This is a genomic window from Mesorhizobium sp. L2C066B000 (genome assembly GCF_000502335.1).
In the GTDB taxonomy this organism is placed as follows: domain Bacteria; phylum Pseudomonadota; class Alphaproteobacteria; order Rhizobiales; family Rhizobiaceae; genus Mesorhizobium.
This window is the reverse complement of sequence record NZ_AYWZ01000001.1, coordinates 704,474-727,099: the sequence shown is the minus strand read 5'-3', so window position 1 is coordinate 727,099 and position 22,626 is coordinate 704,474. Positions and strand designations below refer to the sequence as shown.

Sequence of the window (22,626 nt, the reverse complement as noted above, 5' to 3'; positions counted from 1 at the left end):
GAAATCAGTCGGGATTGGCGTTCCCTATGGAAGCGATGATTTGCTGGGCCACCAGATCCTGGATGCGCCAAAGGTTCCTGTCGCGGATACCGCTCTCTTCCAACTTGCTGACGGTTCGGAACAGGTATTGAGCCGACGAGCCCCAATGCCCGGCAGCCCGCGCCAGCGTGTCGGCAACCTGCTCCAATGGCAGCCGGCCGGCATAGGCCCTGCCGTCTGGCGCGGCGACGAAAGCCAAGGCCCGCAACGGCCCATCCTTGGTCTTGACCTTGATCCAGCATGGCACGTTAGTCGGCGGATTGGCATCGATCTCGCGGCGCATCAACTGGCCAAGTTGCCCGACATGGTCTTCCGCGGGCAGCCGATAGACGATGCCGTTGCAGCTGCCGCCTCGATCGAGCGCCAGCATCAGCGCCGGCAAATCACGGGTTCCGCGCCAACGGGTCAGCGTCAGGCAGAACGAGCGGTGCCATCCTGGCGCCGTGGCCGGGCGCTGCTCGACATGGGCAAATTCGGGGTTCCAGATCAGCGACCCGTAGGCAAAGACCCATAGCGCTTCAGGCCGATGCTCCGACAGAAGTTGCTCGACAAGACTATCGAACTCCGCGTCTGTATGCTCGGTTGTTCCGGGCTCGGGACCCGGATCCGGTTCGACACGCTCGACCCTTGCGACAAGGTCCGCGGTCAATGCCATCGAGCTGCGACCCACCGGCTTCTTATCCATTCCTGCTCACCCCCCGCAAAAACGATGGCCGGACGATAGAACGGCTGCTCGCCGCTGGCCATTGATTTCCAGGGCCCGTCAGGCACAGATACCGCACGGATCGAGCCGCTTTCATGAGCCGACGAAGCCTGCAACGACGCGCATTGACCTGGCTCGCCGCTCTTCTGGCGGTCTGGCTGGCCCTCGCCTATGTCGCCGCGCCGGAATTCTGGACGGTTCGCGACCGCGGCTTTCGCACGCAGACTTTCGAGATGGTGACACACACGCCGCAAGGCATTCCGGGCGACCCGATCAATATCGGCCTTGTCGGTACCGAAAAAGAGGTGGTCCATGCCTTCGCCATGGCCGGATGGGATACGGCCGATGGCGTGACGCTGAAGACCGCGATCGAAATCGGTGAAAGCGTGCTGTTCGACCACCCCTATCCTGACGCCCCGGTCAGCCGGCTGCTGTTCGAAGGCCGCGCCCAGGATCTCGCCTTCGAAAAGCCGGTCGGCGGGAGCGCCGACCGGCGCCATCATGTCCGCTTCTGGCGCAGCGATGCGACCGGCGACGACGGCCGAACGCTCTGGATGGGCTCGGCCAGCTTCGACCGCGGCGTTGGTCTCAGCCACGATACCGGCGCCATCACCCACCATATCGCCCCTGACATCGACGCCGAGCGCGATCTCGTGATCCACGACCTGTCGGCGGCCGGCATGGTGACCTCGGCGAGCGACATCCCGGGCATCGGCGCCACCAGGACCGGACGCAACGGCGGCGGCGATCCCTATTTCACCGACGGCAAGGCTGTTGTCGGGGTGCTCAGGCAATTCCCCTGAACCACTGTCATTTTCCAAAAATCATCGCGGACTATTTTCCTGCGGCCCGCCGCAATGCTATTGAGCCCTGATGCTATACGTCGAAATCGCCACCGTGGTCGTCCTCATCTGTGTGAACGGCCTTCTGTCGATGTCCGAGCTCGCCATCGTGTCGTCGCGCCCGGCGCGGCTCAAGGCGATGATCGACCGCGGCGTCAATGGCGCCGGGCGTGCGCTGACGCTCGGCTCCAATCCCGGCAAATTCCTGTCGTCGGTGCAGATCGGCATCACTCTGGTCGGCGTGCTGTCGGGCGCCTTCTCCGGCGCCACGCTGGGCGACAGGCTTTCGGTGTACCTGGCCACGACCGGCATGCGCGAAAACATCGCCGACCCGCTCGGCGTCGGGATCGTCGTCGCCATCATCACCTATTTCTCGCTGATCGTCGGCGAGCTGGTGCCCAAGCAGATCGCGCTGCGCGATCCCGAGCGTGTTGCCGCCCGCGCGGCGCCTGCGATGACCATCCTAGCCACCGTCTCCGCGCCGCTGGTGTTCCTGCTCGACATTTCCGGCCGCGCCATATTGTGGGTGCTCGGCCAGCGCGGCGAGAGCGAGGAAAAAGTCACCGACGAAGAGATCAAGATGCTGGTCGCCGAGGCCGAGCACCACGGCACCATCGAATCTGACGAGCGGCGCATGATCGCCGGCGTCATGCGGCTCGGCGATCGCGCCGTGCGCGCCGTGATGACGCCGCGCACCGAGGTCGACTGGATCAATTTGCAGTCCGATGAGGGTGCCATCCGCAAGCTCTTGATGGAGACCCAGCATTCGCGCCTGCCGGCCGGCGATGGCGGCGTCGACGTCATGGTTGGCGTTGTTCAGACGCGCGACGTGCTGGCCGCCCTGCTCGCCGGCCGCGCACTCGATCCGCGCAAGCATGTGCGCGCCGCCCCCATCGTCTACGATCAGGCCGACGCGCTGGATGTGCTGCAGAAGCTGAAGGAATCCGACGTGCCGATGGCGCTGGTGCATGACGAATACGGCCATTTCGAAGGGATCGTCACGCCTGCCGACATTCTCGAGGCCATCACCGGCGTCTTCCGCGCCGACCTTGATGCCGGCGACGAGGAAAACGCCGTCAAGCGCGAGGACGGCTCATGGCTGCTCGCGGGATACATGCAAGCCGACGAGATGGCTGACGTTCTCGGTATCGACCTGCCGGAAAACCGCGACTACGAGACCGTCGCCGGTTATGTGCTGTCGCACATGCACCATCTGCCGGCGACCGGCGAATGCGTCGACGCGCAAGGCTGGCGTTTCGAGGTCGTCGACCTCGATGGCCGCCGCATCGACAAGCTGATCGCCACCCGGCTGCCCAGCGGCCATCGCGAAGTGGCGCGTTGACGCTCTGCCGTCAAAGCGAATAGCGCCCTCAGACCGCGGCTTCGATCGGTTCGGCAAGCTTCGGATTGGAGCGCGAGGCGATCAGGCAACTGGCCACGATCAGGGCCGCTCCAGCCAGCGTGGTCCAGGTCGCCGCCTCGTCGAAGAACAGCCAGCCAAACACGATCGCCCAGATGAAGGCGGAATACTCCGTCGGGATTAGATATTGCGCTTCGGCGCGCGCGTAGGACCAGCTCATCAGGAACTGGCCGGAGAGCGACAGCGCCGTCACCCCGGCCAGTGGAAGCCAGAGATTGCCCGGCAGGGCAACCGCGAGCCAGGGAGCGGCGGGGAGAAGGACGGCGGCAACGCACAGGTTCTGGAACAGCATGATCTCGACTGGTTTGGCCACCAGCGCCTGCCGCCGCGAGAGGATCAGATTGTAGGCGTAGAACACCGTCGATGCGAGCACCGCCACCGTGCCAAGCAGGGCATCCCCGGTATAGTTCCCTTGCCCGAACTGTCCGGCCATGATGATGACGACGCCGGCGATGCCTGCCAGCGACGCCCAGATCGCCTGGCGCTGTATGCGTTCGCCCAAAAGCAGCGCCGCCAGCAGGAGAGCGAACAGCGGCGCGACGAAACTAAGCCCGATCCCATCCGCTAGCGGCAATCTGGCAAGGCCCCAGAAGAACGACAGCAGAACGATGCCCACGATCACGGCGCGCAGCGCGTGTAGCCGCAGCACGGAAGGCGTGGGAAGGGAACGCGGCCCCGCCGCCCAGGCCGTGCCCGCGACCACGCTCGCAAGCATGCTTCGCCACAGCACCGTGTTGTAGACACCGACGGCGATCACCAGGATTTTCATCGCCGCATCCATGGCGGACAGAAGGAAGATCGCAAGTGCACAGACCAGCACCGGGGTCATGGGGGAAACGACGCCTGACAGGCTGGGTGACTTCACGGGGCATGCTCATGTGATGGATCGCAGCCGGATATATCAGGGGAGGACGGCCAGGCCAGATGGCAGGGCCGTGCATATGGCGGTCCAACCGATCTTCGCAGCCCCTCGATTTGAATTCGGTGCGTCGGCAGCGCCTTTCGCCAGCCTGCCCTCACCCATGATTGATCCGCTGGAAGAATGGCAAAAGCAGCCAAAGCCTCTATATCGATTGTCATGGATGCATCGAACGAACACGCGCTAAACGACGAGCTTCTCCAAGATATCCAGCGCCTGTCCTTCGAGTATTTTCTCAACGAGGCCAACCCTGCCAACGGCCTGGTCGCCGACCGCAACACGCCAACGTCGCCTGCCAGCATAGCCGCTGTCGGGCTCGCTTTGTCGTCCTATCCCGTCGGTGTCGAGCGCGGTTTCATGACGCGCGATGCCGCAATCGAGCGGACGCTCGCCACGCTTCGCTTCTTCTGGAACGCCCCGCACGGGCCGGAGCCCGATGCCACCGGCTACAAGGGTTTCTACTATCATTTCCTCGACATGAAGACCGGCCGCCGCGTCTGGAATTGCGAACTGTCCACGATCGATACCGCACTTCTGCTTGCCGGTGTTCTGGCTGCCGGCGCTTATTTCGACCAGGACGATGAGCTCGAACTGGAAATCCGCAAGCTTGCCGATGCGCTCTACCGCCGTGCCGACTGGCGCTGGGCGCAGAACGGCGGCGCCACCGTCACCCATGGCTGGCGGCCTGGAAAAGGCTTTCTGCGCTACCGCTGGGAAGGATTTGACGAGGCGCTGATCCTGTACGTTCTGGGTCTCGGTTCGCCGACCCACTCGCTGCCGCCCGAGAGCTACGCAGCCTGGCTGTCCACCTATAAGTGGAAGACAATCTACGGCCGCGAGATGGGCTATGCCGGCCCGCTTTTCATCCACCAGTTCTCGCATATCTGGATCGATTTTCGCGACATCCGCGATGCTTTCATGCGCGATCACGACAGCGACTATTTCGAAAACAGCCGCCAGGCGACGTATCTGCAGCGCGATTACGCAATCCGCAATCCGAGGGGGTTCGCGGGCTATGGCGAGAATTGCTGGGGCGTCACCGCCAGCGACGGCCCAGGTCCGATCGCGCGGCGAGCCGATGGACGCCGCTTCTTCGGTTATCTCGCCCGCGGCGCACCGTTTGGCCCCGATGACGGCACGCTGTCGCCATGGGCGGCAATCGCCTCCTTGCCTTTTGCGCCGGAAATCGTGCTGCCGGCGCTGCGCCATTTCCACGAGATGGACCTGCGCGACGGCAACCCTTACGGCTTCACCGCGAGCTTCAACCCGACGATCGCTGCCGACGACGGCCGCGCCTGCGGTTGGGTATCGCCGGACCATGTCGGCATCAACCAGGGGCCGATCGCCCTGATGATCGAGAACTACCGGTCCGACTTCCTGTGGCGATTGATGCGCCGCGTGCCGGCCATCACCACAGGACTGCGCCGGGCCGGGTTTTCCGGCGGTTGGCTGTGACAGGCGGCGATCCTTCGCGCGGGATCGTCAAGGCATCAGCGCGACCTTGCCGGTCCGACTCCACCATCCGGCCAAGGGAGCCGAGAGCGCCTCTTCACGTGAAAAGGGCGGCGCAAACGCCGCCCTTTGGAAAAATCATCGATCCTTGGGAGGATAAGGCTCAGGCCGCCTGGGCTTCGCCGGCAATCGCGTCGGCCTGACGCGCTGCCTTGAGCACGCGGGCCCACCAGGCAACGTCGTTGACCAGCGCCGTGGCAGCCTGGTTCAGATGCTCGATCTCCTCGAGCTTCTTCTCGCCCTGGCGCACCGCCAGGAAATCGCTCCAGGCAATGTGAACGGCGGATTTGACCGGCGCCATCTGCAATTCGACCGCGGCAAGACGCAAATGTTCGACAGCGCGCGAGCCGCCGACGCTGCCATAGCCGACGAAACCGGCCGGTTTCTTGTTCCATTCATTGGCGGCGTAATCGATGGCGTTCTTCAGCACGGCCGTCGGGCCATGATTGTATTCGGCGGCGGTGAAGATGAAGCCGTCGAATTCGGCGACCTTCTTTTGCCAGCGCTGGGCAACTTCGTTCTGCGACGGCGCCCAGGCGGACGAGGCGACCTCGTCGAAAAAGGGCAGCGGCCAGTCGCGCAGGTCGACGGTCTCGACGTCGATGTCGGCATGAGATTTCGCGATCTTGGCGATCCACTGGGCGGGCACATCGGCGAAACGCGCGGCGCGTGTCGAACCGACGACGATGGCGATTTTGGGCTTGGACATGGGGCTCTCCATATATGCAAAAGCTGGTATCGTTTGGATACCGGCGCTATATGAGATACTGACAAATGGCAGCGCAAGGAGGCACCGTTATGTTACTGAGGCACCCGCACAACACCGAAGACTGCCGCGCCGTCTCGGAAATCCTGCAGCGCGTCGGCGACAAATGGACCGTTCTGGTCGTCGGCAAGCTGGGCGGCGGACCGCTGCGTTTCAATGAGTTGCGCGCCGCTGTCGGCGGCATTTCGCAGAAGATGCTGACCACCACCTTGCGCGGTCTTGAGCGCGACGGCTTCGTCACCCGAACCGTGTTCCCGACCATCCCGCCACGCGTCGACTATGAGCTGACGGAGCTCGGCCATGAGCTGCTGGTGCCGGTCGGCGCGCTCGGCGAATGGGCGCGGAAGAACACCTCGCGGGTCCAGGCGGCGCGTGAAAGATTCGATGGCGTGCACGCCTGAAAAACGTTGCCCAGCAATAGTTTACGGATTTTGCCGTCGACGACGCGTACCCGGGTTTAACTGGATCCGCCCTTGCATCGTTGGTCACGCCATGGCGACATAGCTGCAGCGTTTCGTTCGCCGGCGCATCATCATTTTGAGGCTGACGAGGTCTTCCGCTGACGGGCCCTCAGGCCTTTGACGCAGGGTTGCTGCAACACACTGCGCCGCACGTCTCTAGCCTTGCAGACCGCTGGGCAGTCCGCTCGTTGCCGACGGTCCGGTCGTGCGTGCAGGCAACGCTTGGAAGCTCTTTCCTGATCTCGGTATAAGCGGTCGTGCCAAGCAGGCAGATCACCGCGACGAGGGCCGCCACGAGCCAGCCGTTCAGCATGTGTTGACGCATTGTCTTCCCTCCGCCGCCCGCAGAATCGGATGTGAAGGCAACCATTGGATGTCGCGCAGCGCATCGCCCGCGCGGGGGATGTTACATAAGCGCAAGCTTGGCAGAATCGACGATGTCAACTTTCGGTTGGAATCGGCTTCGGCTTGCCGTCGCTATCCAGCGCCACCATGACGAAATCGGCGTGGGTGACCTTCTCCATCAGGTCGGAGAGGTAGCGTTGCGCCCAGGCCTCGACCTTGAGCGTCATGGAGGTGCGGCCGACGCGCTCGACATGGGTGTAGATGCACAGCGTGTCGCCGATCTTCATCGCCTTGGCGAAGGACATTTCCTTGACCGCCGCCGTCACCACGCGGCCCTTGGCCCGCTCGGCCGCACGGATGCCGCAGGCAAGATCCATCTGCGCCATCACCCAGCCGCCAAAGATGTCGCCGGCCGCATTTGCATCGGCCGGCATGGCGAGCGTACGCAAGGTCAGATCGCCGATCGGCCGTCCGTCCGCGTAATGCACCATCCGAGATTCCCCTGAAGCGATAGCCCTCGATCCCGTAGCGTCATGGACCCAAGAGGTCAACGCGACGGGCGAGGCTCCCGGCGCAATGTCGGTTCCATGGTGGCTTTTCCGACCAGGCGTCTCACGGTCGCTTTTTTCACAAGCCATGCCGGAAGCCGCAGGGGCGCGGCCAAGCCGTCGCGGATACGCTGCGCTCAGTTTTGCGGAGCCGCCGACACCAATCATGCAGACCTATGACTTCATCATCGTCGGCTCCGGCTCAGCCGGCTCGGTTCTCGCCGACAGGCTGTCGGCTTCCGGCCGTTACTCCGTGCTGGTGCTGGAAGCCGGCGGCAGCGACCGCCGCTTCTATGTCCAGATGCCGCTCGGCTACGGCAAGACCTTCTTCGATCCGGCGGTCAACTGGAACTACAAGCCCGAGCCGGACCCCGGCCTTGCCGGCAATGTCGACCATTGGCCGCGCGGCAAGCTGCTTGGCGGCTCCAGCTCGATCAACGCCATGGTCTGGATCCGTGGCGCGCGCGAGGACTTTGACGACTGGCGCGATGCCGGAAATCCCGGTTGGGGCTATGACGATCTGTTGCCGGGCTTCAAGGCGCTTGAGGACAATGAGGCCGGCGCCGACAGATGGCGCGGCACCGGCGGGCCGCTGCATATCACCGACACGACGAACGCCGTCCATCCGCTGACCAGGCGCTACCTCGCAGCCGGCCAGCAGGCTGGGCTGCCGCTCAACCCTGACTTCAACGGCGCCGCCCAGGAAGGCGTCGGCGTCTACCAGATCTCGACCAGGAATGGCCGCCGCATGTCGGCCGCGCGCGCCTTCCTGCGCCCGGCGATGAAGCGCGCGAATGTGCGCGTCGAAGCCAATGCGCTGGCGACCAGAATCCTGTTCGAGGGCAAGCGAGCCGTCGGCATCGAATATCTGCAGAACGGCGAGACCAAGACGGCGCGGGCCGGCCGCGAAGTCATCCTGTCCGCCGGCTCGATCAACTCGCCGCAGCTCTTGCAACTGTCCGGCGTCGGCCCCTCGTCACTGCTCAAGGGGCTTGGCATCCCGGTCGTCCACGCCAACGAAAATGTCGGCGCGCATCTGCAGGACCATGTCGGCATCAACTATACCTTCAAGGGAAACGTGCCGACGCTCAACCAAATCCTGCGGCCCTGGTGGGGCAAGCTGCTGGTCGGCATGCAGTACATCCTCACCCGCTCCGGCCCGCTGTCGCTGTCGATGAACCATGGCGGCGGCTTCTTCCGAACCGACCCGGCGTTTTCGCGCCCCAACATGCAGCTTTATTTCCAGGCTTTCTCGACCGTCATTCCGAAGAGCGGCGAGCGGCCGATCCTGACGCCAGATCCGTGGCCGGGCTTTTCCATCGGCCTCTCCAACTGCCGCCCGTCCAGCCGCGGCGAGATCATGATCCGCTCCAGCAATCCGCTGGACTATCCCAGGATCGTCGCCAACGCCTATTCCACCAACGCCGATGTCGACGAGATGCTGGCGGCGGTGAAATTCGTGCGCAAGATCGCCTCGATGCCCGCCATGGCCGAGATCATCACTGAGGAGGTTTTGCCGGGCCCATCGATCCAATCGGATGCCGACCTGATCCAGGATTTCAGGAAGCGCTCAGGCACCGTCTATCACCCGGTCTCGACGTGCCGCATGGGGCCGGGCGCCGGGGCCGCCGTCGTCGACCCGCGCCTGAAAGTGCACGGGCTCGCAGGTCTGCGTGTCATCGACGCCTCGATCTTTCCCGCCAACATCACCGGCAACACCAACGCCGCCTCGGTCATGACCGGATGGAAGGGCGCCGAACTGGTTCTGGAGGACCAAAAATGAAGATCACCGACGTCAAGACCTGGGTAGTCGGCAACCCGCCGCCCGGCATCGGCGGCAAGTATTTCATCTTCGTCAAGCTGACCACCGATGGCGGCGTCGTCGGTTACGGCGAGGCCTACAACGCCACCTTCTCGGCTCACATAACGGCGAAGCTGGTCGAGGACATGGCCGAGCGTTACCTGATCGGCCACGATCCGCATGACATCGAGACCTTCTTCCGCCGCGCCTATTCCTCAGGATTTACCCAGCGCCCCGACGTTACCGGCATGGGCTGTTTCTCGGCGCTGGAAATGGCCTGCTGGGACATTGTTGGCAAGGAAGCCGACAAGCCGGTCTACAAACTGCTCGGCGGCCAGGTGCACGAGACGCTGCGCTCCTACACCTATCTCTATCCGCACACCGGCAGCGTCCATTCGGAGGACGCGCCGGACGGCCGGAACGTCTACAATGACCCCGAATTGGCGGCCGCCTGCGCGCTCGAATATGTCGAGCAGGGGTTCAACGCCGTCAAGCTCGACCCGGCAGGCCCCAACACCGCCTTCGACGGCCACCAGCCGCGCCTGATCGACATCGATGTCTCCACCCGCATGGTCAAGGCGATCCGCGAAGCCGTCGGCACCCGCGCCGATATTCTGTTCGGCACGCATGGCCAGTTCACCGCGTCGGGTGCGCTGCGCATGGCACGCACCATCGAGCCCTACGATCCCTTGTGGTTCGAAGAGCCGGTGCCGCCGGACATGCCCGAAGTGATGGCTCAGGTGGCGCGAGGCACGTCGATCCCGATCGCCACCGGCGAGCGGTTGACGACCAAGTTCGAATTCGCCCGAATCATCGAGAACCGCGCCGCCACCATCCTGCAACCGGACCTTGGCCGTTCCGGCGGCATTCTCGAAACCAAGAAGATCGCCGCCATGGCCGAGGCATACCACATCCAGATCGCGCCGCACTGCTATTGTGGGCCGATCGTTGGCGCCGCCAACATCCAGCTGGCGGTGACGCTGCCCAATTTCCTCATCCTGGAATCGCTGAAGCAGTGGGACGGCTTCCACGCGACACTGCTCAAGAAGAAGATCGAATGGCAGGACGGCAATGTCATTCCATCGAAGGAGCCGGGCCTCGGCGTCGAGCTGGACGAAGCGGTCTGCGACGCGCATCCCTACACCGGCAAGGACCTGCATTTGCAGATGATGCAAACGCCGCTGATGCCGTGAGCGAACGCTACGCCTTCATCGGCCTTGGCCATCTCGGCGGCAACCTTGCCGCCAGCCTGTTGCGCAACGGTTTTGTCGTCATCGTCTTCGACCGCGACCCCGCCGCCGTCGAGCGCCTCGTGGCGCTCGGCGCCACGGCCGCGACCAGCCCGGCCGAAGCGGCGGCACAGGCCGGCAATGCCATTACTTGCCTGCCCTCGCCCAAGGTCAGCGAAGCGGTGCTGGCGAATGCCGGCGGCCTGCTCGAGGGTCTGCCCAGGGGCGGCTCCTGGATCGAGATGTCGACCAACGGCCGCGACGAGATCCTGCGCCTCGCCGCCCTCGCCGCGGCCAAAGGCATCGAGACGCTGGAGTGCCCGGTCACCGGCGGCGTGCATCTGGCCGCGGTCGGAAAGATCACCGCGCTTGTCGGCGGCGATGCTGCGCTTTACGAGCGCCATCGTCCGGCCATCGAAGCGATGTGCGCAAAGTCGTTCCTGATGGGTCCGGTCGGCTCGGCGGCGGTGATCAAGGTGATCACCAACATGCTGGCCTTCATCCATCTCGTCGCCGCCGGCGAGGCGCTGATGTTGGCCAAGCAAGGCGGCCTCGACCTCGCGCAATCCTACCACGCCATCGTCGCCTCCTCCGGCAACAGCTTCGTCCATGCGACCGAAAGCCAGCTCATCCTCAACGGCTCCTACGACATTGGCTTCACCATGGACCTGGCACTGAAGGACCTCGGCTTTGCGCTTGCGATGGGCAGGGAGTTCAGACTGCCACTCCAACTGGCGCCGCTTGTGAGTGAGATTTTCCTGATGGGCAAACAGGAATATGGCGGCGGCGCCTGGTCGACCCAGATCGTCAAACTGCTCGAGGATGCCGTCGACATGGATCTGCGCGCGCCCGGTTTCCCAGCCAAGCTGGAAAGCTAAGCCGGGTAAATATGTCCTGCGATTTCAGGCCCCTGGCCGGTTGGCCGGAATCGCCGCTCAAACCACCTGAATCAATCCCTCAACGCCTTGATTCAATATCTCAGCGTCAGCGCTCCGGGCAGGATCTCAAACGTCGCGGGTATACGCCCCGGCGACTCGCCATCTATGTCGACCAGCGCGCCGTTCTTCTCGACATCGCCGATAGGTTCGACCACCACTTTCCGGCCACGCAATATGGTGATGGCCGGATGGTTGCGGTGCCGGCCGCCATAGAGCAGCCGAATATCCCAGATCAGCTTCAGCTTGCCGGCCGCGCGCAGGATGACGATGTCGAACTGGCCGTCGGCGAGTTCGGCGTCCGGGGCGATCATCATGCCGCCGCCGAAGAACTTTCCGTTGGCGACCGCCACCAGCGCCATGCGCGCCTCGACCGGGGTGCCATCGTCGACGGTGATCCTGACGTCCTGGAAGCGGTAGCGGATGAACTCGACCACGGTGCGCCAGAAAAACAGCGCCTTGGCCGACATCCTGCCCTTGCGCTTGTCGGCATTGACCGCACGGTCCGTGGCGCCGGACAGGCCGAGGCTGGCGATATTGATGAAGTGCCGGCTGGCCAGCGCGCCATGGTCGTCGATGTAGCAGATGCGCCCGGCATCGACCTTGCGCGCCTTGGCTTCGGCGATCCGCTTCAACGCCGCATCCACCTCTTTCGGCAGGCCAAGTCCGCGCGCGAAATCGATGCCGGTGCCGCAAGGCAGCAAGGCAAGTTCGGTTGTCCGGCCGCTCTCATCGAATGCCTGCAGCAATCCGTCGGCCACCTCGCTGGCGGTGCCGTCGCCGCCGGCCGCGATCACCAGCCCGAAGCCGCTTGCCGCGAGGTCGAGCGCCAGCCTTTCGGCGTCGCCCTCGGCCTGCGTCTCGCGCAGCTCGAATTCGCCGAAATGCTTTTTCAGCGATGCGGCGACCTCCGGCCAATGCCGTTTCAGCCGGCCGCCGCCGGCAATCGGATTGAGCACCACCCCGACTTTCAATGCGCACCCTCCCCGCACCGAGCCGATAGGCTCGATGCTTGCCGGCATTGAAGCCCGCGCCAGCCGGCGGAGCAAGGGGCACAGCCGATCAGGCGCCAAAAAGCGGGCGGGCTGTCTAATGCAGCTGGAGTCGAAATTCCGAGCTTTGTGGCAAACGATCCCCGATAATCCCGTTATCCACAGGCTCACGCCCATTCCCCAAAACCCTTACCCGGCGTAAGTTTAACCATCTCAGGCGGCTACCGATCGCCACGCCGAAAGGCAAAGCGAAAAGGCGGATTTCCTGAGGCCCGTACGGCCCGAAGCGAGAGCAGGCTTGCTTGTTCGAGGGACGGATGCCGAGACCTACGGGGCCGCGGAAAGCGTGCGAACGCCAACGGCGGACCGATGCTGCCATGAAGGACGGCGAAAACCTTCGATGGCGCGCCGAACGAAGCTCGCAAGGGTGGAGAACGGCGTGGTCTGGAACGGGCACTGCCCTCGGGCGGTGACTGGCAGGACCGTCAAAATCAAGGCCGGCATGGCGCGACGACTTTGCGGAAGTTGCTGCCGCGACCGTGTCCTGATCTGACAGGGAGGCGCTGGGAGAAATCCCGGCGCCGACTGTCTTTTGGGCCAAGGTCCGGTCGGCGAAGCGACGCGTGAAGAAGCCGATACTTTGCTGGAACGCGATTTCGGCGCTGACGGAACCATCTTCATCACCATGCGCGATCAGCAATTCACCGACATGATCCCGCGCCTGATCGACAGAGGCGTGTCCTTCGTCGAGATCGGTGGCAATGACGCGATCATGCTCACCGTGCTTTCGGCGGCAGACTTCGCTCCGCCCGAAGGCGCCCGGGCGCTGTTCAGCCAACCGTTCCGATCGATCCGGCCACCCGTCGCACCGGGCTGATCGTCGCCGTGCGCAAGCTGCACATCGTGCTGCCGGCGCTGTTCGAAGCAGGCGCGAGGCTGGAACACCTCTACGACTGAAGACGCGCCCTGCACCGCGGCCTGCCCGGCGGGCCAAGCTACTTCTTCGGGCCGATGCCCGGGATCAAATTGAGGCCAGCGTTTATATATTCCGGCCGTATGGCGCCGCTGATGAGCGTGAAGGTGGCGAGCATGATGCTGGCCAGCGCACCGTCATGCCATGGCCTGAGGGCCAGCGCGTTGACGGCATAGGCCCAGAATGGGAAGGCGAGCATCGACATGACGATGTTGGCTCCCGGAGCCTCCGCATTGTCGGCTGAATCGCTGACCGATTTCAGATACACCGGCGTCATCGCCAGCGCGACGATCAACATGATCCATGAAATGGTCCAGACGCTGATACCGGCCATTTCAATCTTATAGATGGCTGCCTGCACCTTACCCGGAATGTCCCTCGGATTGCCTTTGGTCTCTTCCGCCACCGCATCGGTCAACGCCTTGGCAACCGGCTGCTCAGTGGCATTGACCAGGATGGAGTTGACGAAGATGAAAAATGCCACGACTTCGGCAGGCACGTACTTCGCAACCCGGTCGAGATAGCCGTCGCCGCCTTTCGATCCTTGATCTTCTTGCTTGTCATCGTCGACGCCGAGCGGAGCATCGCCTGGAATGCCCTCGAGCGTTGAATCCCTTTTCGGCACAGGCTCAGCGGACCGGACAATTCTTCCCATGACAAACCCCTCCTATATTGTTGTATCGCCCCATGAGTATCGTAGTAGAAAACCGGGCCAAGAAACAGTTGTCGCGGCCATAGCCGACAAGATTTATTCAGGCTTCTTCCTGCAAATGCATCACGCTCCCGCCCTATCTGCTACCGGGTGTCTCGAAATCAACCTATAGTGAGCCGTACCCGAAAAACGCATCCCCCGGCTCATCGCGTGATCGCGGCCAAAATCCCGCCTTGTTCGCGCGCGATGGAAGGACTGGCTGCCGGGGGGCAATCCGAAGGACAAGACCGTGATCAAGACCGCCCTTGTCGCCATGACCATTGTCGGCTGCGACTGCGACGCCAAGCTTTGCGAATATATCGGCGAGACGCCGGCGAAGTGGGCGACTATCGCCGACTGCGAAGCGGCGATGAAAAGCCAGATGCTGCACCAGAAGAACTTCGACTATCCGCTGGTCTCTGGCATCTGCCGCAGCAAGGGGTCGGCGTCTTCTTCGCAACTGGCGGCGGCCGCATCCCGCCCGGAACTGAAGCCGGCCAGCCGGAATGTCCAAACCCCGTTGCCGCCGGAACTGAGCCATCGGCCGAGCGTTCCCGTCGGCTCCCCGACGACGGCCATGGAGGCAGCAGCGGTACGGCCCGTCGCCTACGAGCAAGTGGTCGATGGCGGAACAGGCGTGCTCTACCGCACCAGGAACGGCTACGCCGTGGTCAAGACAGATCTCGGCCGCGTCGCGTCGGCAACGGTCGGCATTGCCAAGCGGTCCGCGAACTGGCTGGCAGGGCTGGTGCCGAGCGGGTTGTGAGCGGCCTGCCGTTCGGACCATACCACGCTGTCGCACTGCCGTTGAAAACTCCAGATAGATGCATGATGGTGTCAGGCATCGACACGCAGGAGCGCCATTTCATGAAGCATGCAGTTCGAACCGTGCTGTCCCTGGTGCTGGCGTTGGCGCCGGTTCCGGCCGGTGCGCAGGATTCCGGCCAGGGCGGCGACAAGGTTGTAGGCGTCGCCAGGGACGATCCGGACATGGCGGCGGCCATTGCGCAGGCGCGCGCCAGCCTCGATGAATTCCTGTCCTTGTCGGATGCGCCGCCAGCCGGGACAACCAGCTACAAATTGAAGGTCGAGGTCAGGGACGGAGACGCCTCGGAGCATTTCTGGATCATCCCCTTCCACAAGACCGCGACCGGCTTTGCAGGAACATTGGCCAATGAGCCGCAAGCGGTGCACAATGTCGTGGCCGGCCAGGAACTCGAATTCAAGCGGGACGATATTTCCGACTGGGGCTACACCAGAAACGGTCGCCAGGTCGGCAGCTTCACCGTCTGCGTGATGTTCAAGACGATGGCGCAAGAAGACGTCGAATATTATCGCCAGAACTACGGCTTCGACTGCTGACGAGCGGCAGCCTGGCTAATGCATGCGCCCAAACAGGACCGCCGTTTTGGCGCAACGATATGCATGAAAACAAGACCTGAAGCGCGTCGCATGAATTCGTTTCGACGCGCGGCGCTTTAGGCCTCGCCATCCGTCGCGCCGATCTTGCGCACCAGCGCCGCGGTTGCCAGGATCGCGCCCATATCGGCGATCATCGGCGCGATGTGCTTGGTGTAATCGAGCGGCACGGAAATGGCGGGCAGTTCGAAGAAATTCTTCGGCTGCGGCAAGAGCAGGAAACCATCGCTGCCATTAAGTGCCACCCGCGCCGGATCATCGCGCCATGTCTCGTGCAGCCATTTCAGCGCCTGCGCCAACCGGCCGCTCACCAGCGGCTGCGCGGCGGCGACATTGTCGGTGCGAAATTCGTAGTCGCCGTCGAGCAGCGGATCGCCGCTGGACAGTTCCTGCATCTTGCCGGCGAAGATGCCGCGGAAGAAACCGACCACCGCGTTGCTGCGGCGCGTCGCGACCAATATGCCGGGGAACGGCGCGATCGTCTCGAACGCAACGATGACGCCCTTGAAGACCGTCGACGAGCCTTTGCCCGAACCTTGGCGCAACTCCGCCTCGTAGAGCTCGAACGGAAAATCCTCGTAGCGGCCTGACACGATGTCGTCGAAGCTCTGCCGGTTGAAGGCGCCGACCACGGCGCGCGGCAGCCGGTCGAAGGAATTCGGCGTCACGCTGTGCTGATAGCGCACATCCCTGATGAAGCCGAAGATGATCGGCAGCAGCGTGTCACGGAACGATTGCTGCAGCCGCGTCGCCGGCCTGATCGCCAGGAAGTACAGCAGCAGCGCCGCGAAGAAACCGCCGACATAGAGGAACACATGCGGCGTCGAGAACCATTGCTCGTTCAAGTCGGCGACCTTGTTGAACAGCCAGGCCACCAGCACGACAAAAACCAGCAGCAGCCCCAGAAACACCGGCACCCGCCAGCGCACCTGGCGGCAGGCCGAAGCCCGTCCAGCCTCATAGATCTCGATATTCTTCCTGATGCCGGCGACCACCGCTTCATCAGGCATGAACTCAGCTGCTTCCATCGCCCCCTCGCAAAGTCCTATTATACCTATGATAACGGGAAAGTCGTCAGTCGCCAAAGATCGCCTTCAGCCTGGCCTGGACCTTGCCCTTCATCCGGCCAGTCAGCGCCTCGACCGGAACCAGCCGCTCATGCCCGCCTGCGCGCAGCCGCATGAAGGGATGCATCCGGTACCCGGCGATCGCACCGCGCATGCCGAGATCTGCGCTGACATCGACGACGAAAATGCCGGCGATGCGGCCGGGCCAGGGCTGCCGCGCCAGCGCCGTGCCGAGGAAGTCGCCAAGCCCGTAAGCCACGAGCGTCTTGCCGACCCATTGCACCGGCTGCACGACATGGGCGTGGTGCCCGGCAATCAGCCCCACGCCGTGACCGGCCAGCAACCTCGCCAGCGTTTGCGTTTGCGGCTGCGGAAAATGCCGGAACTCCCAGTCCCAGTGCGGCACCGCACAGGTGAGATCGATGTTCTTGTCGGCCGCGCCTCTCGGCCATGCCGCCGGATCGCCTTGCATCGAGACAAGCTCGGTGAATGGCCCGGCGTCACCATTGCGCCACAGTGTGAAGGCGGCAAAGCCGATCGTCAGCGGCCCGGCCTTGACCTGCTCGACCGGCCCTTTTTTCGCGGTGCCGATGGTGCGGATGCCAAGCCGCTTCAGCGCCGCAGCCGTCTCGTCGAAACCGGCGACGCCCTGGTCGAGCACATGGTTGTTGGCCAGCGACAGCACGAGCTTTTCACGCGCGATGCCTACGGCGGCAAGCGCCGCGGCAAGAAACCGCTCGCTCATCGCATGGTGAGTGCCAAGCCGCGTGCCAAACGCCACGCTCGGCCGCTCGACGACCGGACTTTCGCAATTGCCGATCACCAGATCGGCTGAGCCCAAGAGCTTTGCGATTTCCGGATCGCACTCCGGCGCACTACGGTTGGCCACCGCCGAAATATCGCCGACAAAGGCCAGCCGCACCTTCCGCCCCGGCGGCGGATCGATGATCGTCGTCGCCGCCCTCGGTGCGAAATCCCTGACATCGCCGCCGAGAGATGGTTTCAGGAAGCGCGGCAGCCATGACAGTTTGTAGGAAAGCGGATAATTCGACACGCGACGCCCAATCGTTTGCCCAATCGGTTAGCTTGTGTAGACGGTCTGCCCGGGAAGTGTCGACCGTCAGTCCTTGAAACACTGCCGCCGGCAGACACGGCGCCAAATGCGTGTAATGTCTGCGCATCGCATAGTGGAGGGATGAGATGACACGTTTTGCAGGCCTGCTGGCGTCCGCCCTCCTCCTGTTGGTGCCTTTATCTTCGGCCCGCGCCGCCGCGCCCGAAGCGGCAACCGCTTTGTTCGAGGCCAAAACGGTGACCGAGCGCAACGCCGCGCTTACCACGCTCGAGGCTGCAGCCCAGGGCGATCCGGCGTCAGCCTATGCCGCCGGCGCCGGCGAATTCTTCACCGCGCTGGAAATCCTCGCCGGCGGTCTGCACCGCCACGGGTTCGAAAGCCCGCAATCCTTCATGCTGCCGCTGATGCGGCTGCCGATTCCGGACAATCCCAATCCCGAACCGCTGACCTATGAGCAGTTCCGCGCCATCCTGGTCGCCTTCCGCGACCGGCTGGAGACATCCGCGGCCACTCTGGGCTCGGTACCCGCCGATGCCGATATCGGCATGGTCGTCGACCTCACCCATGCCGGCATCGATCTCAACGAAGACGGCGCCATCGCGCCGGATGAAAGCATGGCCGCCATCATGGCCTCGCTGTCGCGCGGCGGTATCTCGTCGGACGGCGCCGCTTCCTCGCTCACATTCCGCTTCGACCGCGCCGACGGTTTCTGGCTGCAGGGCTATGCCGAATTCCTGATGGCGCAGGCCGATTTCTGGCTGGCGCATGATTTCAGGACCATGTTCGACGGCTCGTTCCACATGCTGTTTCCGCGCGCCAAACTGCCGCTGCAGGACATTCTCGTGCCTCCCGCCGGCGACATGCGCAGCAGCATCTTCTCATCGGAATGGCGCATCGCGGATTTCATCTCCATGGTTCACCTCGTGAACTGGCCGGTGGTCGAGCCCGAGCGCCGTCAAGCGGCGCGCCGCCATCTGCTCGAAATGATCCGGCTGTCGCGCGAGGACTGGAAGGCGATCCGCGCCGAGAACGACAATGACCGCGAATGGCTGCCGGGACCGCAGCAGAAGGGCGAGAACCCGCTCACCGGGCTCGAAGTCGGCGAGGAGCAGGTCGAGGCCTGGCTCGCCACTCTGACCATGGCCGAAGACCTTTTGGAAGGCCGCAAGCTGCTGCCGCATTTCCGCATCACGGCCAGCACCGGCCAGGGCATCAACATGAAGCGTTTCTTCGAAGAACCGAAGCCTTTCGACCTCGTGCTGTCGATTACCGGCCCGGCCATCGCGCCCTACCTCGAGAGCGGTGAGATCTTGACCAGCGGCGAGTTCGACCAGATCCAGCGCCAGTTCGGTGGCGGTGGGTTTTTGACCTTCGCGCTGTGGTTCAATTGAGCAGGCGGCCCGGCTCGCGTAACACAGCTCCTGACACCCTTGTGTCAGGAGCTTCGACCCGCTTAGCGCCCTTCGCCACTGCACTCTTTCCATTTTGGCGGACTCTGCCCATATTTGGGGCATGGCCAAACTCCCTGACAAAAAGACACCGTCTTCGGCGGGTGACAACGGCGCTTCGCCGCCGAAGCGGCGCAGCCCGCTGACCGATTTCCTCGATGCCTCGGAGCCTCTGCACAGAGGCGGCTTCGCCGAGGCGCCGCAGGCCGACTTCACCGGCGCGCCGCTGAGCGGCTCGATTGCCGACTGGGCCGAGCAGATCGAGCAGGAGGCCGAGAAGGAAGGCCGTCTCACCGGTAAGGGCGATGGTAGATCGCCAAAGTCCGCGAAAAAGATCCCGGAGCGGTCCGCTGCGCCCGGCCGCAGTTCGCGCGGCACCTCGATGGGCGGCGCGGCCACGGCCCGCGAACGCACCGCCGCCGGCCTCAACCCGGTCGCCGGTCTCGACATCTCGCTGGAAGACGCCGAGACCATGGCCTCGGGCAGCGTCACCGCAACGGTCGCGGCGCTGTCGGCGCTGATCGAATCCGGCAACCCCTTGCACAAGGACGGCGTGCTGTGGACGCCGCACCGCCCTGCCCGCCCGGAAAAATCCGAAGGCGGCATCGCCATCAAGATGGTGTCGGATTTCGAGCCGGCCGGCGACCAGCCGACCGCCATCAAGGATCTTGTCGAGGGCGTCGACAACAATGACCGCACTCAGGTGCTGCTCGGCGTCACCGGCTCCGGCAAAACCTTCACCATGGCCAAGGTGATCGAGCAGACGCAGCGCCCTGCTTTGATCCTGGCGCCCAACAAAACGCTGGCCGCGCAGCTCTATTCGGAGTTCAAGAAATTCTTCCCCGACAATGCGGTCGAGTATTTCGTCTCCTACTACGACTACTACCAGCCGGAAGCCTACGTTCCGCGCACCGACACCTTCATCGAGAAGGAATCCTCGATCAACGAGCAGATCGACCGGATGCGGCATTCGGCCACGCGTTCGCTGCTCGAGCGCGACGACGTCATCATCGTCGCCTCGGTGTCCTGCATCTACGGTATCGGCTCGGTCGAGACCTACACGGCGATGACCTTCCAGATGCAGATCGGCGACCGGCTCGACCAGCGGGCTCTGCTCGCGGATCTGGTCGCCCAGCAGTACAAGCGCCAGGACATCAATTTCGTGCGCGGCTCGTTCCGCGTGCGCGGCGACACGATCGAAATCTTCCCGGCTCACCTTGAAGACCGCGCCTGGCGCATCTCGATGTTCGGCGACGAGATCGAGGCAATCACCGAATTCGATCCGCTCACCGGCCAGAAGACCGGCGAGCTGAAGAGCGTCAAGATCTACGCCAACTCGCACTACGTGACGCCGCGTCCAACGCTCAACCAGGCGATCAAGTCGATCAAGGAGGAGCTCAAGTACCGGCTGGTCGAGCTCGAGCGCGCCGGCCGCCTGCTGGAGGCACAGCGGCTCGAACAGCGCTGCCGCTTCGACCTTGAGATGCTGGAAGCCACCGGCTCCTGCGCCGGCATCGAGAACTATTCGCGCTATCTCACGGGACGCCAGCCGGGCGATCCGCCGCCAACTTTGTTCGAATATATCCCCGACAATGCGCTGGTCTTCATCGACGAAAGCCACGTCACCGTGCCGCAGATCGGCGGCATGTATCGTGGCGACTTTCGGCGCAAGGCGACACTGGCGGAGTATGGTTTTCGCCTGCCCTCCTGCATGGACAATCGCCCGTTGCGCTTCGAGGAATGGGACGCCATGCGTCCGCTCTCCGTCGCGGTTTCTGCGACACCCGGCGCCTGGGAGATGGAACAGGCCGGCGGCGTGTTCGCCGAGCAGGTCATCCGCCCGACCGGCCTGATCGATCCGCCGGTCGAAGTCCGCCCGGCGAAAAGCCAGGTCGACGATGTCGTCGGCGAAATCCGCGACACCACGGCCGCCGGCTACCGCACGCTGGTCACCGTTTTGACCAAGCGCATGGCCGAAGACCTGACCGAATATTTGCATGAGCAAGGCGTGCGCGTTCGCTACATGCACTCCGACATCGACACGCTGGAGCGCATCGAGATTCTGCGCGATCTCCGCCTCGGCGCTTTCGACGTGCTGGTCGGCATCAACCTGCTGCGCGAAGGCCTCGACATTCCTGAATGCGGTTTCGTCGCCATCCTCGACGCCGACAAGGAGGGCTTCCTGCGCTCCGAGACGTCGCTGATCCAGACCATCGGTCGCGCCGCCCGCAACGTCGACGGCAAGGTCATCCTCTATGCCGACCAGGTCACCGGCTCGATGGAGCGGGCGATGGCCGAGACCAACCGCCGCCGCGAAAAGCAGATGGAATGGAACGCGGCCAACGGCATCACCCCGGAATCGGTGAAGTCGCGCATCTCCGACATTCTGGACTCGGTCTACGAGAAGGACCATGTCCGCGCCGATATCTCGCAGTTCACCGACGGCGCCGGTGCGATGATGGGCAACAATCTCAAGGCTCATCTCGACGCCATGGAAAAGCAGATGCGCGACGCCGCCGCCAATCTCGACTTCGAGAAGGCCGCCCGCTTCCGCGACGAGATCAAGCGGCTGCGCGAGATGGAACTGTCCATCTCGGAAGACCCTCTGGCCAAATACGCCGACATGGAAAGCCCGGTCTCCGGCCGCGAGAAGGGCAAGCACAACAAGGGCGTGGCCAAGCACCGTACGGCTGAGGAACAGGAGCGTTTTCGCAAGTTCGACGACGCACGCGCGGCTGAAGAGGCGGCCAGGGCTGCCCGGTCCAACCTCTTCCGCAAGCCGGCGCTCGACGAAATGGGCGCCGACGGCGCCGTGCCGGTAAAGAAGCCACTGTTCGCCAAGCCCTCGATCGACGACATGGGCCCAGGCACCGACATGCCGACACCGGCCGGAGCGGTATCGCGCTCGCTGTTCAAGAAACAGTCGGCCGAAGAGGCGCACGGCTCCGACTTCGGCATTCCGGGCGACGCGACTAGGCCCCTGTTCAAGAAGAACTCACTGGACGAGATGACGGTTCGGCGGACCGAAAAGCCGGTCGAAGGAAAAATGCCGGCCAAGCCCCAGCCAATCTCCCCCCAGCTGGGGGAGATGTCCGGCGGGACAGGCGCGAAGGATCGCGACGCCAAGCCAATGATTCGCCAGCGCGCCGGCATCGGCTCCTACGAAGACCCAGGCGACGCCCGCCGCGAAAAGCGCCGGCCGGGCAAGACGGGACGGCCGGGGAAATAGCACCTCTTCCCTTCTCCCCTTGTGGGAGAAGGGAAGAGCGCTCCACCACCGCCGCATCCGTCGCCCACTTGCCTCCACCCCCGCCTTTGGTGTAATCGCTCCACACACTCAAAGTTTTGTCTTGAAAGGAGGGCTGCGTGTCTATCGATCACCATCGTCAGCGTGGCCCGATTTCTGCCCTGCGAGTTCGCTTGCAGGGCTGACCAGGGACA

General features: G+C 63.8%; 20 protein-coding genes. 12 read left to right on the top strand and 8 right to left on the bottom strand.

Annotation, left to right across the window (positions count from 1 at the left end):
- Positions 1-4: 4 nt before the first annotated feature.
- Entirely contained in the window at positions 5-694 is a 690-nt protein-coding gene (locus X733_RS162390) for a gamma-glutamylcyclotransferase (protein WP_245274372.1), read from the bottom strand.
- A gap of 143 nt (positions 695-837) precedes the next feature.
- Here X733_RS162390 and X733_RS162395 point away from each other — a divergent pair, with 143 nt between their 5' ends.
- Both X733_RS162395 and X733_RS162400 read left to right on the top strand, forming a co-directional pair.
- The gene (locus X733_RS162395; RefSeq protein WP_023817612.1) at positions 838-1,545 is read left to right on the top strand and encodes an LssY C-terminal domain-containing protein; all 708 of its coding nucleotides are present in this window, start codon (positions 838-840) and stop codon (positions 1,543-1,545) included.
- A gap of 70 nt (positions 1,546-1,615) precedes the next feature.
- On the top strand, positions 1,616-2,926 hold the full coding sequence (locus X733_RS162400; protein WP_023817609.1) for a hemolysin family protein: 1,311 nt from the start codon (positions 1,616-1,618) through the stop codon (positions 2,924-2,926).
- 28 nt (positions 2,927-2,954) lie between these two features.
- On the opposite strand, the gene X733_RS162405 is transcribed toward X733_RS162400, so the two are convergent.
- On the bottom strand, positions 2,955-3,833 hold the full coding sequence (locus X733_RS162405; RefSeq protein ID WP_023701605.1) for a DMT family transporter: 879 nt from the start codon (positions 3,831-3,833) through the stop codon (positions 2,955-2,957).
- Between the two features lie 249 nt (positions 3,834-4,082).
- Here X733_RS162405 and X733_RS162410 point away from each other — a divergent pair, with 249 nt between their 5' ends.
- Complete coding sequence (locus X733_RS162410) at positions 4,083-5,378, top strand: glucoamylase family protein (RefSeq protein ID WP_023817607.1); 1,296 nt, start codon at positions 4,083-4,085, stop codon at positions 5,376-5,378.
- Positions 5,379-5,538: 160 nt separating this feature from the next.
- Here X733_RS162410 and X733_RS162415 read toward each other — a convergent pair whose 3' ends face one another.
- Positions 5,539-6,144 carry an NADPH-dependent FMN reductase gene (locus tag X733_RS162415; RefSeq protein WP_023671992.1) on the bottom strand — a complete coding sequence of 202 codons (606 nt, stop codon included), beginning with the start codon at positions 6,142-6,144 and terminating at the stop codon, positions 5,539-5,541.
- An 89-nt stretch (positions 6,145-6,233) separates the two neighbouring features.
- On the opposite strand from X733_RS162415, the gene X733_RS162420 reads away from it, so the two are divergent.
- Complete coding sequence (locus tag X733_RS162420) at positions 6,234-6,602, top strand: helix-turn-helix domain-containing protein (RefSeq protein ID WP_023683744.1); 369 nt, start codon at positions 6,234-6,236, stop codon at positions 6,600-6,602.
- A gap of 500 nt (positions 6,603-7,102) precedes the next feature.
- Here the strand turns inward: X733_RS162420 and X733_RS162430 are convergent, their stop codons facing one another.
- Positions 7,103-7,498, bottom strand: coding sequence for an acyl-CoA thioesterase (locus tag X733_RS162430; RefSeq protein ID WP_023671995.1), 396 nt, complete (start codon positions 7,496-7,498; stop codon positions 7,103-7,105).
- A 223-nt stretch (positions 7,499-7,721) separates the two neighbouring features.
- Between X733_RS162430 and X733_RS162435 the strand changes: the two genes are divergently transcribed.
- The 3 genes from X733_RS162435 to X733_RS162445 are packed head-to-tail and all read left to right on the top strand — an operon-like array spanning position 7,722 to position 11,463.
- Complete coding sequence (locus X733_RS162435; protein ID WP_023817601.1) at positions 7,722-9,338, top strand: GMC family oxidoreductase N-terminal domain-containing protein; 1,617 nt, start codon at positions 7,722-7,724, stop codon at positions 9,336-9,338.
- Complete coding sequence (locus tag X733_RS162440; RefSeq protein ID WP_023817599.1) at positions 9,335-10,549, top strand: mandelate racemase/muconate lactonizing enzyme family protein; 1,215 nt, start codon at positions 9,335-9,337, stop codon at positions 10,547-10,549. The genes X733_RS162435 and X733_RS162440 overlap by 4 nt, the downstream gene beginning before the upstream one ends.
- Positions 10,546-11,463, top strand: a complete 918-nt coding sequence (locus X733_RS162445) for an NAD(P)-dependent oxidoreductase (RefSeq protein WP_023817597.1) — start codon at positions 10,546-10,548, stop codon at positions 11,461-11,463. Before X733_RS162440 ends, X733_RS162445 begins: the two co-directional genes overlap by 4 nt.
- A gap of 92 nt (positions 11,464-11,555) precedes the next feature.
- On the opposite strand, the gene X733_RS162450 is transcribed toward X733_RS162445, so the two are convergent.
- Complete coding sequence (locus X733_RS162450; RefSeq protein WP_023733332.1) at positions 11,556-12,494, bottom strand: diacylglycerol kinase family protein; 939 nt, start codon at positions 12,492-12,494, stop codon at positions 11,556-11,558.
- A gap of 658 nt (positions 12,495-13,152) precedes the next feature.
- Between X733_RS162450 and X733_RS162455 the strand changes: the two genes are divergently transcribed.
- Complete coding sequence (locus X733_RS162455) at positions 13,153-13,389, top strand: hypothetical protein (protein WP_245271891.1); 237 nt, start codon at positions 13,153-13,155, stop codon at positions 13,387-13,389.
- 118 nt (positions 13,390-13,507) lie between these two features.
- On the opposite strand, the gene X733_RS162460 is transcribed toward X733_RS162455, so the two are convergent.
- Positions 13,508-14,140, bottom strand: coding sequence for a hypothetical protein (locus X733_RS162460; protein ID WP_155924143.1), 633 nt, complete (start codon positions 14,138-14,140; stop codon positions 13,508-13,510).
- 286 nt (positions 14,141-14,426) lie between these two features.
- On the opposite strand from X733_RS162460, the gene X733_RS162465 reads away from it, so the two are divergent.
- Together X733_RS162465 and X733_RS162470 are read left to right on the top strand one after the other, a co-directional pair.
- Positions 14,427-14,942: a hypothetical protein gene (locus tag X733_RS162465; protein ID WP_023672002.1), complete on the top strand. Its 516-nt coding sequence runs from the start codon at positions 14,427-14,429 to the stop codon at positions 14,940-14,942.
- A 101-nt stretch (positions 14,943-15,043) separates the two neighbouring features.
- The gene (locus X733_RS162470; RefSeq protein WP_023751229.1) at positions 15,044-15,538 is read left to right on the top strand and encodes a DUF2314 domain-containing protein; all 495 of its coding nucleotides are present in this window, start codon (positions 15,044-15,046) and stop codon (positions 15,536-15,538) included.
- Between the two features lie 116 nt (positions 15,539-15,654).
- On the opposite strand, the gene X733_RS162475 is transcribed toward X733_RS162470, so the two are convergent.
- The gene (locus tag X733_RS162475; RefSeq protein ID WP_023728221.1) at positions 15,655-16,623 is read right to left on the bottom strand and encodes a DUF3137 domain-containing protein; all 969 of its coding nucleotides are present in this window, start codon (positions 16,621-16,623) and stop codon (positions 15,655-15,657) included.
- A 46-nt stretch (positions 16,624-16,669) separates the two neighbouring features.
- Positions 16,670-17,716: a CapA family protein gene (locus X733_RS162480; protein ID WP_023741082.1), complete on the bottom strand. Its 1,047-nt coding sequence runs from the start codon at positions 17,714-17,716 to the stop codon at positions 16,670-16,672.
- 146 nt (positions 17,717-17,862) lie between these two features.
- On the opposite strand from X733_RS162480, the gene X733_RS162485 reads away from it, so the two are divergent.
- Positions 17,863-19,128: a hypothetical protein gene (locus tag X733_RS162485; RefSeq protein ID WP_023724942.1), complete on the top strand. Its 1,266-nt coding sequence runs from the start codon at positions 17,863-17,865 to the stop codon at positions 19,126-19,128.
- Positions 19,129-19,249: 121 nt separating this feature from the next.
- Positions 19,250-22,414 carry an excinuclease ABC subunit UvrB gene (uvrB, locus tag X733_RS162490; RefSeq protein WP_023817592.1) on the top strand — a complete coding sequence of 1,055 codons (3,165 nt, stop codon included), beginning with the start codon at positions 19,250-19,252 and terminating at the stop codon, positions 22,412-22,414.
- Positions 22,415-22,626 lie beyond the last annotated feature (212 nt).